12 protein-coding genes and 1 tRNA gene are annotated in these 12,736 nt (G+C 70.1%); 5 read left to right on the forward strand and 8 right to left on the reverse strand.

Annotation, left to right across the window (positions count from 1 at the left end; all coding sequences use genetic code 11):
- Positions 1-915 (reverse strand): DMT family transporter, encoded by a 915-nt coding sequence (locus tag ABIE21_RS04935; protein ID WP_354023654.1) that lies wholly within the window; start codon positions 913-915, stop codon positions 1-3.
- Between the two features lie 139 nt (positions 916-1,054).
- Here ABIE21_RS04935 and ABIE21_RS04940 point away from each other — a divergent pair, with 139 nt between their 5' ends.
- The gene (locus ABIE21_RS04940) at positions 1,055-2,953 is read left to right on the forward strand and encodes a clostripain-related cysteine peptidase (protein WP_354023655.1); all 1,899 of its coding nucleotides are present in this window, start codon (positions 1,055-1,057) and stop codon (positions 2,951-2,953) included.
- A gap of 4 nt (positions 2,954-2,957) precedes the next feature.
- On the opposite strand, the gene ABIE21_RS04945 is transcribed toward ABIE21_RS04940, so the two are convergent.
- From ABIE21_RS04945 to ABIE21_RS04955, 3 genes are all read right to left on the reverse strand, one after another.
- Entirely contained in the window at positions 2,958-3,746 is a 789-nt protein-coding gene (locus ABIE21_RS04945; protein WP_354023656.1) for a M23 family metallopeptidase, read from the reverse strand.
- A 280-nt stretch (positions 3,747-4,026) separates the two neighbouring features.
- The gene (locus ABIE21_RS04950; protein WP_354023657.1) at positions 4,027-5,721 is read right to left on the reverse strand and encodes a hypothetical protein; all 1,695 of its coding nucleotides are present in this window, start codon (positions 5,719-5,721) and stop codon (positions 4,027-4,029) included.
- Positions 5,706-6,494, reverse strand: coding sequence for an ABC transporter ATP-binding protein (locus ABIE21_RS04955; RefSeq protein WP_354023658.1), 789 nt, complete (start codon positions 6,492-6,494; stop codon positions 5,706-5,708). The genes ABIE21_RS04950 and ABIE21_RS04955 overlap by 16 nt, the downstream gene beginning before the upstream one ends.
- A gap of 162 nt (positions 6,495-6,656) precedes the next feature.
- Here ABIE21_RS04955 and ABIE21_RS04960 point away from each other — a divergent pair, with 162 nt between their 5' ends.
- Both ABIE21_RS04960 and ABIE21_RS04965 read left to right on the forward strand, forming a co-directional pair.
- Positions 6,657-7,880 carry a sensor histidine kinase gene (locus tag ABIE21_RS04960; protein ID WP_354023659.1) on the forward strand — a complete coding sequence of 408 codons (1,224 nt, stop codon included), beginning with the start codon at positions 6,657-6,659 and terminating at the stop codon, positions 7,878-7,880.
- Positions 7,877-8,551 (forward strand): response regulator transcription factor, encoded by a 675-nt coding sequence (locus tag ABIE21_RS04965; protein ID WP_354023660.1) that lies wholly within the window; start codon positions 7,877-7,879, stop codon positions 8,549-8,551. The genes ABIE21_RS04960 and ABIE21_RS04965 overlap by 4 nt, the downstream gene beginning before the upstream one ends.
- Here the strand turns inward: ABIE21_RS04965 and ABIE21_RS04970 are convergent.
- Positions 8,537-9,571, reverse strand: coding sequence for a hypothetical protein (locus ABIE21_RS04970; RefSeq protein WP_354023661.1), 1,035 nt, complete (start codon positions 9,569-9,571; stop codon positions 8,537-8,539). The two genes, ABIE21_RS04965 and ABIE21_RS04970, sit on opposite strands and share 15 nt — an antisense overlap.
- A gap of 69 nt (positions 9,572-9,640) precedes the next feature.
- Here ABIE21_RS04970 and ABIE21_RS04975 point away from each other — a divergent pair, with 69 nt between their 5' ends.
- On the forward strand, positions 9,641-10,222 hold the full coding sequence (locus ABIE21_RS04975) for a TetR/AcrR family transcriptional regulator (protein ID WP_354023662.1): 582 nt from the start codon (positions 9,641-9,643) through the stop codon (positions 10,220-10,222).
- A 6-nt stretch (positions 10,223-10,228) separates the two neighbouring features.
- Here the strand turns inward: ABIE21_RS04975 and ABIE21_RS04980 are convergent, their stop codons facing one another.
- Complete coding sequence (locus ABIE21_RS04980) at positions 10,229-10,450, reverse strand: hypothetical protein (protein WP_354023663.1); 222 nt, start codon at positions 10,448-10,450, stop codon at positions 10,229-10,231.
- Between the two features lie 129 nt (positions 10,451-10,579).
- A tRNA-Val gene (locus ABIE21_RS04985) sits at positions 10,580-10,652 on the reverse strand.
- A gap of 54 nt (positions 10,653-10,706) precedes the next feature.
- On the opposite strand from ABIE21_RS04985, the gene ABIE21_RS04990 reads away from it, so the two are divergent.
- Complete coding sequence (locus ABIE21_RS04990; protein WP_354023664.1) at positions 10,707-11,399, forward strand: hypothetical protein; 693 nt, start codon at positions 10,707-10,709, stop codon at positions 11,397-11,399.
- Between the two features lie 44 nt (positions 11,400-11,443).
- On the opposite strand, the gene ABIE21_RS04995 is transcribed toward ABIE21_RS04990, so the two are convergent.
- Positions 11,444-12,709: a M18 family aminopeptidase gene (locus tag ABIE21_RS04995; RefSeq protein WP_354023665.1), complete on the reverse strand. Its 1,266-nt coding sequence runs from the start codon at positions 12,707-12,709 to the stop codon at positions 11,444-11,446.
- Between the last annotated feature and the right edge of the window lie 27 nt (positions 12,710-12,736).

Here is a 12,736-nt window from a genome sequence, read left to right on the forward strand (position 1 = left end):
CTAGAACGACTGAGAGGTTTTCGGCGATTGCCGAGCCGTAACGAGAACAGTTACCCCCGTGAGGATGAATACGAGGCCCAGCCAGCCGACCGGTTCGAGGCGCTCCCCGACCACGGACACGGCGAGGATCGTGGCGACGACCGGCTCGAGAAGCGTCACCGTGGTGACGATGCTGCTGCGCATGTGCGTCACTCCGTAGCCGAAGAGCAGGTAGGCGGCGAACATCGGGCCGACGGCGAGGTAGGCGGCGATCGACACCGTCTGTGCGGACTGAAGCAGAGGCGCCCCGAGCACCAGGAGCACGGGCACGAGCGCGATCGCGCCGACGCCGAACATGCCGCCCATAACACTGCGCCCGCTGTGTCCCACCGCGATCGCCCTGCTCGATGCGTAGGTGTAGAGGGCGTAGGCGACGCCGGCGAGCAATCCGAGCAGCACACCCGTCACGACGCGGTCGCCCTCGGACGAATCATCCGCCGGCCGTCCCATGCTCAGCAGGGCGATGCCGGCCACGGCGATCGCGGTGGCCACGAGCCAGCGCGTCGACAGGCCGCGGCGCTCCCAGAGCCATTCGAACAGTGCGGCGAACACCGGACCGGAGCCGAGGGCGACCACGTTGCCGATCGCGACGCCCGCCTGGTCCATCGCGCTGTAGAAGGCGAGCGGGTAGACAACGACGCCGAGGGCCCCGATGAGCAGCCAGCGCCGCGACTCCGGGTCGGCGAGGGCGACGACGGCCCCCTTCGCCGAAACGAGGAAGAGCAGGATGCCGCCGACGGCCATGGTGCTCGCGCCGATCGCGAGCGGGCTGACGTCGTCGGGGAGGAAGCTGGCTGCCGTGCCGGTGGTGCCCCAGAGCACGGAACTGGCGACGAGCGCCCACGTTCCCGCCCGGGTCGCTCGAGTGTTCCGCACGGGTCAACTCTAGGACGCGAGTGGTCGCGCCCCGCTCGGGGGTCTGCCGTGCGCTGAGTCGGACGCCCTATGATCGGATCCGGCTAATCCTCGTACCCGCGTTGTCCGGCCGACCCGCTTCTTACACCCGAGGACGCCCATGCGCCGCACGACCCGCAGGGCGATCTCCGCGCTCGCCGCCGTCACGATAGTGGCGGCTCTCGCCGGCTGCGACTCCGGCGGCGACCCGGCGGGCGACGGCGGCACCTGGACGGTGCTCGCGTACGAGATCGCCGACACGGATCTCGAGCCGTTCATGATGGCCGACGTCGGCGAGATGGGCGAGGTCGGCAGCCAGGAGAGCCTCTCCATCGTCTCCTTGGTCGACAGGGCAGAGGGGTACACCGACGAAGCCGTGCTGGGTCTCGACGACTGGGTGGGCGGCAAGCTGCTCGAGATAACGCCGGGCGGCGCGGAAGAACTCGAGGACCTCGGCGACGTCAACACGGGAGACCCGCAGGTGCTCGCCGACTTCATCGCACGCGGCGTGGCCGAATACCCGGCAGACAACTACGCGCTCATCGTCTCCGACCACGGCGCGTCGTGGCCGGGCGTCGGCGGCGACGAATCCGCCGAAGAAGACACTCTCACCCTTGCCGAGATCGGCGACGGTATCAGCGCCGGGCTCGCCGACGCGGGTCTAGAGCGGCTCGACCTGCTCGGCTTCGACGCCTGTCTCATGGCGACCTACGAGGTGGCGAGCGCTCTCTCGCCGCTCGCCGACCGCATGCTCGCCTCGCAGGAGCTCGAGCCCGGTCACGGCTGGGACTACTCCGCTCTCGATGTCGCCGCGCGTGGGGCGACGGTCGACGAGCTCGGCGGCGCCCTCATCGACGGCTTCGAAGCGCAGGCTCAGGAGCAGCAGACAGACGCGAAGATCACGCTGTCGCTCGTCGACCTCACCCGCATGCCCGACGTCGACGATGCGCTCGCCACGCTCACCGACCGGCTGGTCGAGCGGGTCGCCGGCGTCTCCCCCGTGATCGGCCGCACTCTGGCGTCGACGCTCGGATTCGGCTCGAGCCCCGACCCGGACCAGGACTCGTTCATGTCCGACCTCGGCATTCTGGTCGGCGACATCGGGGTCGACGCGCTCGACGTCTCCGACGCAGCCGACGACGTCGTGCGCTCGATCAACGACGCGGTCGTCGACAAGGTCGACGGTCAGGCCACGCGGGGCGCGACGGGTCTCTCGATCTACTTCCCGCCGAAGTACGCCGACTTCGACGACGCCTACGCCGAGCTCGGTGTCGGCGGCGGTTGGCCCGAATTCCTCTCCAGCTACTACGGCCAGGGGGCCGCGATCCCTGCCGAGGCGCAGGCGCAGTTCGCCGTCGGCGACGCCGAGACCTCGTTCGGCGACGAGGGCCTCACCATCTCCGGGTCCTTCGAACTGGCATCGGAGGACAACCTGGCCTCGAGCCACATCCGCTACGGTCTGGTCGAGAACGACGGCTCGGTGACGTACATCGGAGAAGAGCCCGCGGAGATCTCGGACGACGGCTCGGGCGATGCCGTCGGCGTCTTCGATCTGACGGTGCTGACCATCAGCGACGGCGAGGACACGGCGAACGCCTACCTGCAGCTCACCACCGCCGACGACGGAAGCTTCGTCACGTTCGACGTGCCGATGGCCTATTACGCGGCAGACGACGACGATGGCGACACCTATCAGGACGCGCTGCTGTCGATCGTGCTCGACGGCGGGTCGGGCGACGTCACCGGCGAGACCTACTACTCGTACGACGAGGCGACCGGCAATTACGGCGAGCTGTCAGCCGACCCCGAGGGAATCATCGTTCCCGAGGTGCTGAACGTGCTGGCGGATGGCACGGAGCAATGGATCTCGACGAGCGCGAGCGGCCTCTACGCCGACCTGCCGAACCTCGTCTACGACCTCGCAGACCTCGAGTCGGGAGCGCAGCTGTACGTCGAGCTGTGGGTCACCGATTTCGGCGGCAACACCGACATGGTGAGCGCCGTCGTCACGGTCCCGTAGCGGGTCAGCGCACGTGGGCCATCAGCCACGCGAACGGGTCGGTCGGCGAACCGTGTACGTGCACCTCGAAGTGCAGGTGCGCTCCGGTGCTGGCCCCCGTGTTGCCGACCAGGCCGACGACCGTGCCGACGTCGACCGTCTGCCCGGGGGCGACGGCGGCCGACCCGGCCTGCATGTGGCCGTAGACGCTCGAGACGAGCTCGCCGTCGATCTGGTGGTCGATGATGACATGTGTGCCGAGCCCGCCCGAGCTGTTGTTCACCTCGCGGACGACGCCGGCCGCCATCGAACCGATCGGGGTCCCGGAGCCGGGGGTGAAATCGAGGCCCTGGTGGTACGACGAGCATCCGCGGCACGGGGCGCTGCGGCCCCCGAAGTCGCTGCTGATCGGCGACGACGCGAACGGCCACTGGATCGCAGACGTCGGCAGGTTGATGTACGACAACGAGGTATAGGCGAAGCCCGCAGTGACCGGCGGCGGCAGCGTGACCGTGAAGGTGTCTCTGGTGCTCGACGGCGCGCCGAGCTGGCCGTCGACGACGAGGGTCTGCGTCTCGTCGGCGGAATTCTGCGCCACCGCGGCGACGGGGGCGGCGAGGGCCGCCTCGGGGTCTGCCGCGTACGCGGGCATCGCGTTGGTGAGGGCGAGCGCCGAGGCGAACAGCATCGCCCCGATGCCCTTCTTGGTCGACGACCTCGTCAGCGGACGGCGCAGTGACGCGGTGAAGTCGGTGGAAATCGGAACAGCGATGACGGGATCCTCTCGAGCGCGACGCAGGCGAGCGCAGCGCAACCTAGGGCGATTGGCAGGGTGCGAGCGCATTCGATCGCGAATCGTGCAGGCCGGAAGCGGCGGGGCGGAAATGCCCTCGCGCTGCTATCCGTGAAGCTGAGGTAGTCAGCGCGCAGTGTGGACACAGTGCCGATTCCGGCGGGAATTCAACCGGGCGGGCGCGTCTGCGTCTCCACCATCCAACCCGGAATCAACCGCGCACATGCCGTCTCGCGTCGAAAAACCCCGAATACGCAGGCGATACGCAGGATTGACAGACAATCAGGAACGCGTCAGCGGATCACTTCGCCCGAGCCGAGATGGTGTCCTGCCGTTCCTTCTGGCGGCGCGCGAGCATCTGCTGCTCGCCCTTGAGCGTCGTCGTCGCGAGCCAGTCGAGCACGCCTGTCTTCTGACCGCGGAACACCTGCCCGTAGCGGATGCGGGAGTAGACGTCGGGCATGCGGTCGGCGAGATAGCCGATGGCGATGCGCCCGTACAGCCACGCCACGAGCCATCCGTTCAGTACTCCGACGGCGACGGCGACCACCGACACCGCGGCCGACGGTGCGACGAGGGCCCAGACCACGACGACCGCGGTCGGTATGACCCCGATCGCCGTGAGGATCATCACGACCCACACGTGCAGGCTGACGTTTCCGTTCGCGTCGTTCGGGCCCACCCGTCGTCGAGGGTCGACACCGGGCGAGACGCCGACGGCGGAGGTGATCAACGCGGCGCCGCTGCCGACGCCGAACAGCGCGGGCAGGGCCGCGACCACGGCGGGCACCACCCAGAAGTGCTGGGTGATGAGGATGAAGAGCACGGTGATCAGCAGGGCGTGCGGCAGGAACACCAGCACCACCGCCCACTGCCGCCCGCGCACGTCCGACCGGATCGTGGTGGCGTCCTGGCCGACGATCGTCTGCCACACCGCGCTGCCGTCCTGGCCGTAGAGATTGAGGGCCGCGAGACTCATCATGAACGCCACGATGAGGCCGGAGAACGCCGCGAGCTCCGAGTAGTCGCCGCTCACGAGCGCGAAGAACCCGATCGCGATGCCGGTCCACACGCCCGATCGCACCTCGAGCGAGCGCCACGGGTCACGCGTCCACTGGCGGTACTCCTTGCCGATCACCGCGCCGAGCTGCGTCGCGGGCAGGAGGCCGCCGCCGTCGACGAGCCGAGCAGAGCGCCGATGGCCCGACCGCCGTCTGGCCACGACGTTCTCGCGCGGCGTCAGAGCGGCGATCGTCGCGAGCACGAGCAGGGCGTCGACCGCGGCCAGCCCGGCGAGCAGCAGCGCGGCGCCCGTCCAGTCGCCCAGCGCCGCCCGCTCCACCGCGAGCACCGGCCAGGAGCTCGGGAAGGCGTCGAGCACGGCGGTGATCGGGCCAGCGGGCAGGCCGTCGCGCACGAGCGCGGGAATGCTCTCCACCGCCGCCTGCACGACCATCCAGCCGGTGAAGATGGCGGCGAACATCAGGCCGAACTGGATGCCGGCGATCTCGACTCCGATCTTGGAGCGCATCGCGGCGCCGAGCAGCCCGTAGACGAGCCGCGAGATCGTGATCGCGAACACCCAGGTCAGCGGCGCACCCACCACGACGATCACGAGGCTCGCGGGGTCGAGCAGCAGCGCGTGCACCGCGGCCGACGCGAAGGCGAGCAGAACGTAGGCCGAGCCGATGCCCACGAAGGTGCTGACCAGGAGTCCGCGGCCGAGGGCTCGCCTGTCGATGGGCAGCAGGGCGAAGTAGTCGGGGCGCAGGGCGCCGGAGCCGCTCATCAGCACGGGGCCGATCGCGGCGCCGACGACCCAGCCGGCGAAGGTCAGGGTGAGCACCGAGCCGCGCACTTGGTCGCCCGAGGCGATCGCCGCCGACAGCCACGTCGCCGCGACGAGCGCGGCGCCCACCACCCAGCCCACGATGCGCAGCCCCTTGGAGCTGTTGCGCAGCAGCGTGAACTTGAGAGAGATCAGGATCCGATCCACGACAGCTCCTCCTCGTCGACGTCCGGTGCGCCGACCAGCTCGACGAATCGGTCCTCGAGGGTCTCGCCCGACCGCACCTCGTCGAGAGTGCCGTCGGCGACGACCCTGCCCGCGGCGACGATGGCGACGCGGTCGCAGAGCTGTTCGACGAGGCTCATCACATGGCTCGAGATCACGATGGAGCCGCCCGAGGCGGTGAAGCGGCGGAGGATCCGGGTCAGCACGCGGGCCGACACGGGATCGACCGCCTCGTACGGCTCGTCGAGAACCAGAACAGACGGCGCGTGCAGTAGCGCCGTCGCGAGGCCGATCTTCTTGCGCATTCCGGTGGAGTACTCCCCCACGAGCGTGCCGAGCGTCTCCGCCTCCTCCAGTTCGAGGATGCGGATGAGCTCGGCGCTGCGGCTGGCGACCGCCGTGGCATCCATCCCCCTGAACCGACCCCAGTAGGTGAGCAGCTCGCCGCCCGTGAGCCGCTCCGGCAGTGCCAGCCCGTCGGGGAGCACTCCCAGGTGTCTCTTCGCCGCGACGGGGTCGGCCCACACGTCGATGCCCTCGACAGAAGCCCGCCCGGAACTGGGACGGAGCAGGCCGACGGCCATCGACAGGGCGGTGGTCTTGCCCGCTCCGTTCGGCCCGACGAGCCCGTAGAAGGAGCCGCGCGGCACGCGCACGGTCACGTCGTCGACGGCGACCTTGTCGCCGAACTCGCGTCGCAGGTCGACGAGTTCCAGCGCGTACTCGTCGTCGGTTGTGATCGTCTCTGCACTCATGTCGCCAGTCTCGGGCGGACGGTGCCGCGGCCGCGTCGGCCGATCGGCCGCAATCGCGCGCCTCCGGTGGCCGACCGGCCAGAAATACGTGTCGATCGCCCGATCTCCTGTGGCCCGCGCCGCGACGAGTTCGTATCCTCTAAGCATGAGGGAGCACGGCCGATGACGGCGCGCGTGGCGCGAGCGTCGGCAGCGCCTCCGGTCGCCCAGCGCCCCACGAGGCGGCAGCGCGTCGTCGACGCCACGCTCATCGCGATCGCGCTCCTCTACACGGCGTGGAACGGCGCAGACCCGAGCTCGTATCCGGCGATCCCCGACTGGTACTGGCCGATCGACATCGGTCTCGGCGTGCTCGCCGCCGCCTCGCTGTGGTTCGCTCGCACGCACCCCGTGGCGGTGGGTGTGCTGCTGATCGTGCCCGGCACCCTGTCGCTGTGCGCGGGATTCGCGGTCGTCGCGGGCATCTACCGCCTGGGCTCGCTCGCCCGGCCGCGCGTCGCCATCCCCATCGTCGCCGCGCACATCGTGCTGGCCCTCCCGTATCACTGGGTGGCGCCGATCCCCGATCTCACCTGGCTCGTCTGGGTGATCGTCCTCCCGCTCGTCTACGCGTTGACCCTCAGCCTCGGACTGCTCAGTCGGGCGCGCAGGCAGGTCATCGAGGGGCTGCAGCGGGCGGCCCTCTCCGACCGGGAACGTTACTCGGCGCAGCTCACCACTCTGCGACGCGACGAGAGGGAGCGCATCGCCCGCGAGATGCACGATGTGCTGGCCCACCGCATCTCGCTGTTGTCGGTGCACGCGGGCGCGTTGGAGTTCCGCACCAAGGCGGCGCCGGACTCCGATCACCGCCCGATCACGCGCGAGGAGGTGCACGACGCATCCGTCGTCATCCGTGAGAACGCGCATCTGGCCGTCGAAGACCTCCGAGACCTCCTCCTCGTGCTGCGCGACGCCGACGCCTCGGTCTCCGAACTGGGCACGTCGCGCCGCCAGGCGCAGCTCGACGACGTGCACGGACTGGTCGACGAGGCCCGCCGCGCAGGGCAGCACGTCGAGATGACCTTCGACGACGCCGTCTCGAGGTCGACGCGCGCGTCGGTGCAGCGCACCGCGTACCGCATCGTGCAGGAGGGGCTCACCAACGCCCGCAAGCACGCCCCGCACTCCCCCGTCTCCATCGACATCAGCGGCGACGGCGAGCGACTGCATGTGCGGGTGCGCAATCCGGTCGCCATCGGGCTGACCCAGTCGGAGATCCCCGGGTTCGGCGCCGGACTGGCCGGACTCACCGAACGCGTGCGCATCGACGGGGGCAGCCTCAGCCACGGTCTCGCCGGCGGCGTGTTCGCGCTCGCCGGCGACCTGCCGATGGGGGAACCGTGATCCCGGCGCCGGTGATCCGCGTCCTCGTCGTCGACGACGACCCTCTGGTGCGCGGCGGATTGCGGCTGATGCTCGGAGGGGCGCCAGACCTCGAGATCGTCGGCGACGTCGCCGACGGCGACGAGGTGCTCGAGGCGGTGCGGCGCCTGGAACCCGAGGTGGTGTTGATGGACGTGCGGATGACCCGGGTCGACGGCATCTCGGCGATCCGCACCCTGCGCTCCGAGGGCCTGACCCGTGTGCCGGCGGTGATCGTGCTCACCACCTTCCGCACCGACGCGACGGTGCTCGAGGCCCTCCGCGCGGGCGCGGCGGGGTTCCTGCTGAAGCACACCCCGCCCGCCGAGATCGTGGCGGCCATCCGCACCGCGGCGTCCGGACAGCCCACGGTGTCGGGCGACGTGCTCCGACAGCTGATCGACCACGTGACGGCGGGCGAGGCGCCGGCACGAATCGACGGGCCCGATCCCCTCTCCCCCCTCACCGATCGCGAGCGTGAGGTCGCTCTCGCCGTCGCGGAGGGTCTGGGCAACGCGGAGATCGCCGGGCGGCTGTTCCTCTCGCACGGCAGCGTGAAGGCGCACATCTCGAGCGCGCTCGCCAAGCTGGGGCTCGACAACCGCATCCAGCTCGCCATCCTGGCGCACGAGTCGCGGTCAGCGGGGCGGTGACGATCCGGCCGCTTCGAAGCGGCGCGCGACCTCGTGGAACGCCGCCTTCGGCACGAGCTCGTACGGCCTCCCGTGTCTCGCGCCGTTGGGCACGGCGGCGAGCAGGCCGAAGCTCGCCACATCGATATCGAACCGCGGGTCGTCCGACCGCGGGTACGTCGGTTCGCTGAACTCGAAAGGGAAGACGCCGGCGACCCCGCTGGCGGCGAAGAGGTCGAGCAGCCCTGCGATGTATCTCTGCTGCACCGCCTCGTCGCGCGGGTGGTCGCCTCTCAGGCGCGGCGCCGACGGGTCTCTCCAGTCGACCACCGAGTCTCCGCCGGCGCCGCGGCGCTCGGCGCCCGGGTAGCCGCAGCAGCCGAACTCGGTGATGAGCACCGGTTTTCCGTGTCCGTGCAGATCGGCGACCATGGACGCGAACCTGCCCGCGTTGTACGAATCGCGGTACAGGTTGACCCCGACGTGGTCGAATCCGCTCCAGTCGACGCCCTCCCAGAACCCCGAGCCGTAGGTGATCTCGCCGGAGTAGTGATCGCGAGCGATCGAGACCACGCGGCGCAGGTAGCGGTTCAGCAGCCGGTTCAGCAGGGGCATCGCGGGCCACAGCACGTAGAGGGCGCGCGCCCTGGCCCGGTAGTCCCGTCCGGGGACGATGCCGGGCGCGAAGAGACTGAACTCGCACCCCACATTGAGCCGCACGTCCGCGCCGCCCGCGCTCAGGCTCTCGGCGATGTCGGCGACATCGGCGATCATGGCGAAGGCCTGCGCATCCTGGAGGTCTACGGGGCGCGGCTGCACCCAGACCGCGAGCCCCTTCGCCGCCGCGAGTTCCGCGCACTCGGCGATGTGCTCGGGGTGTGATCCGAACACGTTCACGGCGTTGCAGTGCAGACCGTCCCGGATCACCGCGATGTCCTCCCGCATGACCTGCCGTGACCAGTCCTGACGCGAGTGTCCGTCGGGCACATAGTCGGTTCCGGTGTCGTAGTTGATCCCGCGATATCTCTCACGATCGGCCATGGTCAATTCTGCGACATCCGTGTCTCGAAAAGCAATATCGCTGTCTCGTTCGGTGCTAGCCTGTCTCGCATGTCCGAGGACTCCCCGACCCGCCGTCGCACCCGCGCCGCCATCGTGCGCGCAGCGGTATCCGTGCTGGCACGGCGACCGGAGGCCAGCCTCGCCGTCATCGCCGCCGAGGCACAGGTGAGCAGGAGCACGCTGCACCGGCACTTCGCCGACCGGGGCGACCTCGAGCGGGCCGCCGTCGCGCAGTCGGTCGAGGACATCACCCGGGCGACCGTGGACGCACGGCCGGAGCACGGCGCACCGCTCGAGGCCCTGACCCGGGTGATCGCCGCCTATGTGGGCGTCGGCGACCGCATCCGGTTCCTGTTCCACGACCCGCGACTGCTCGGCGCCCATTCCGACCTCGCCGACTTCGCCGCGGCCGACGGCCCCGTGCTGGCGCTCATCGCGCGGGGCCAGCGCGACGGCTCGATGGACTCTGCCGTCGGCGCGGGGTGGATAGAGCAGGCGCTCTGGGCACTGGTCTACGCGGCGGCCGAGGCGGTCGACGGTGGACTGCTCCCGGGGCACGCCGCGGCGGAGACGGTCGCGCGCACTCTCGTCACCGGGATCGGCGGGGACGCCGACCGTGAGGCGGGTTGAGTCGGATCACTCCTCGTCGCGCAGGTCGATCGAGGCGGGGTCTACCCCGTCGTCGTGGATCTCGGGTTCGGCTTCGAGCGGCTCGGAACCCGTAGCGCCGGCGTAGTGGCCGGTGTCGATCACGGTCTCCCCGGCCACGGCGTCGTTCGTCACGGTCTGCTTGTCGATCGCCGGGTCGGTGAAGACGTCGTCGTTCTCCTCTACGCGGCCGCTGGTCGCATCGCTCATGGTGTCTCCTGTTCGTGCTGCGGGTGGTCGACTCCACACCATCACCGCACGCCCGTCGGCGCAACCCGCAATCGGTGAGAGGCCGCGCGCCAAAAAAGAAAACCCCCGCCGGAGCGGGGGTTCTACTCGTGGGCCCTACCGGGCTCGAACCGATGACATCCACGGTGTAAACGTGGCGCTCTACCAACTGAGCTAAAGGCCCGTCAATCCGCAGGGCGGAACAACGAGCTTCAATAGTACGACATAGACTTCGCCGGTGAGCACCACCACCGAGCGCGCCGCGCGCGCCGAACACCGCTGGCCCGCCGTCGTCGCCCTCGCCGTCGCTCTGACGCTGTACGCGCTGCTGCCGAGCAGCTTCCTGCCCGAGCTGCGGTATGTCGCCGTCGCCGTCGGCGCCCTGATGCTCATCCCGCTCATCACGGTGAACCCTCTGCGATTCCAGAAGCAGACGAAGTGGTCGCGCCGGCTGTCTGTCGGCCAGGTGCTGTTCCTCGCGGCGGTCAACCAGATCGCCCTCGTGCAGCTCGTCTTCCAGCTCGTCAACGCGGGCAGCAGCGACGGGCGCGGACTGCTGCTCGCCGCCGTGCAGGTGTGGATCACCAACGTGATCGTCTTCGCGCTCATCTACTGGGAGATCGACCGCGGCGGCCCGGTCATGCGCACGAGGGCCAGGCGCGACGACCTCCCTCAGGCCGACTTCCGCTTCCCGCAGGACGAGGACCACGACGCGGTCACCGAGGTCGCGGTGCGGTCGTCGGTGAAGTCGGACTGGACGCCGAGCTTCGTCGACTACCTCTACTTCTCGTCGTCGAACTCCATGGCGTTCAGCCCGACCGACTCGATGCCGCTCTCCCACCGCGCCAAGGGGCTGATGCTCGTCGAGTCGTTCGCCGGATTCGTGATCCTGGCGCTCGTCATCGCACGCGCGGTCTCGCTGCTCGGCTGAGGCTTAGCCTCCGGGCTGAGCGCGGAGGCTGAGCCCGGAGGCGACTAGGCCGGCTGCAGGAACGCCGTTAGCGCCGCCGCGAGGGAGGCGGGATCGTCGACCGAGCACAGTTCGCGCGCGGAGTGCATCGACAGCAGCGGCACGCCGATGTCGACCGTGCGGATGCCCAGCCGGGTCGCGGTCAGCGGCCCGATCGTCGAGCCGCACGGCACGGTGTTGTTCGACACGAACTCCTGATAGGCGACGCCGGCCTGCGCGCACGCCCGCGCCCATTCGGCCGCACCCGTGGCGTCGGTGGCGTAACGCTGCTGCGCGTTGATCTTCAGCAGCGGGCCGCTGCCCATGACCGGCCTGTTCGCCGGGTCGTGCCGCTCGGCGTAGTTCGGGTGCACCGAGTGTCCGGCGTCGGCCGAGAAGCACCACGACGACGCGAAGCCGCGCAGGCGCTGCGACTCGGTCGCGCCGAGGCCGTCGGAGATGCGGGCGAGGACGTCGGAGAGGAACGGCCCTGCCGCTCCCGAGCGCGTGGCAGAACCGACCTCTTCGTGGTCGAACGCGGCGAAGACGGCGACATGGCCCGCGGCGGGCGGCGCGGCGGTGATCGCGGCGAGTCCGGCGTGCACGGAGACCAGGTTGTCCATGCGTCCGGCGGCGAAGAACGCCCCGTCGAGACCGAAGACCTGCCCCGGGGCGGTGTCGGCGACGACGATGTCGTACCCCGCGACATCCGTGGGGCGGATGCCGGCCAGTGTCGCCAGGTGCCCGATCAGATCGGCGGAGGAGACGTCGCCCAGCCCGAACACCGGGTTCATGTGCTGCTGCGGGTCGAGCCGGAGCCCGTCGTTGACGCCGCGGTCGAGGTGGATGGCGAGCTGGGGGAAGCGCAGGAACGGGCCGGTGCGCACGAGATGCTGCTCCCCCGTGGTCGTGACCAGGCGACCGGCGAGCTCGAGCTCCCGGTCGAGCCAGGAGTTCAGCAGCGGCCCGCCGTAGACCTCGACGCCGGCCTGCAGCCAGCCGTGCGCGCCGGTCGTGGGCTTCGGCTTGAGCTTGAACCCCGGAGAGTCGGTGTGGGTTCCCACGATGCGGAAAGGGATCTCGCCCGCCGCGCCGTCGGGCTGCACCCAGGCGATGAGCGCGCCGTCGCGCACCACGAACCGGCGACCGGCGTCGGTCGGCCACTCGGCGGTCTCGTCGAGGCGATGGAACCCGGCGGCCTCGAGGCGGCGGGCCGACTCTTCTGCGGCGTGGAAGGAGGAGGGCGAGGCGGCGATGAACGCCGCCAGGTCGCCGATGTGGGACTCGGTCATGAGCCCATTCAATCAGGCCGGCATCCG

This window comes from Conyzicola nivalis (assembly GCF_040548875.1).
Taxonomy (GTDB): Bacteria; Actinomycetota; Actinomycetes; order Actinomycetales; family Microbacteriaceae; genus Conyzicola; species Conyzicola nivalis_A.